The organism is Escherichia sp. KCJ4928, assembly GCF_004352695.1.
Lineage (GTDB): Bacteria > Pseudomonadota > Gammaproteobacteria > Enterobacterales > Enterobacteriaceae > ECMA0423.
Window position 1 is genome coordinate 1 of record NZ_SJWV01000459.1, and the last position, 934, is coordinate 934.

The 934-nt window shown below is 43.9% G+C and carries 2 protein-coding genes; both read left to right on the forward strand.

The window, feature by feature from the left end:
• Positions 1 to 349: hypothetical protein (locus E0D98_RS24830; protein WP_131891364.1), on the forward strand; the 349-nt coding region annotated here is incomplete at its 5' end.
• Positions 350 to 359: 10 nt separating this feature from the next.
• Positions 360 to 833, forward strand: coding sequence for a hypothetical protein (locus E0D98_RS24835; RefSeq protein WP_000549599.1), 474 nt, complete (start codon positions 360 to 362; stop codon positions 831 to 833).
• Positions 834 to 934: the final 101 nt, after the last annotated feature.

Sequence of the window (934 nt, forward strand, 5' to 3'; positions counted from 1 at the left end):
TGAGCGGATATTCAGAAAACAGGGTTCTTTGTGTATGGCACTGGGTAAGGTTTTTTTAGTTATAGCTATTCTTTGTGGTGTTGCCACATTCTGTGTTTCTGGCCTGTATCTGAAATCCCTGTGCCTGTCCGTTGCCTGCTGTTGTGGGGTATTCAGTCGTATTTTTAATTATTACAGCGTACCGGAGGAATCACGCATGGTACTCAGTCGTCAGGAATTACTCCGGCTTATGCGTCTGACTGAAGACATACCAGATGTGAGACAGGAACTGCTTAACCGTTTGTTGTCCGGTAAAAAACTGACTGGTCGGGATGAACAGGATATCCGGCGTCTCTGGCAGGAAAGGTAGAGGAAACACTATGCATAAATCAGAAACTGAAAAAATAGATTCTATTCTGGATGAACATCAACAGATATATCGCAGACATAACCGAATAGATAACATCCTGGCGTATTGTGCGTGTATTGCATGGATTCCCTGTATTATTGCTGCGTTCGGCGTTGATGGTATATATCTGAAAATCCTGTTTGCGGTCCTTACTTGCTGTGGTGCGGTATGCTTTTTTATTTACTTCTTCACCCTCCTGCCGGAATCACTCATGGTCCTCAGCCGTCAGAGCCTGCTTCAGCTTATGCGTCTGACTGAAGACGTACCGGATGCGAGACAGGAACTGCTTAACCGTCTGCTGTCCGGGAAAAAACTGACTGGTCGGGATGAAAAGGATATCCGGCGTCTCTGGCAGGAGAAAGTGGATGCAATGCAGGAGTCTGCCACCCGTCAGCATGAACAGGATACCATCCGGAAGTTTACTGAAGAGAATAAATCCGAATGAAAATCTGCTGTGTTTTATAACCTCATAAGTTAACTGAAAGAATATTCAGTGATTAATATTTTACTGGGGGTAATAAAGAATACATACCTTTATTTTTCTTG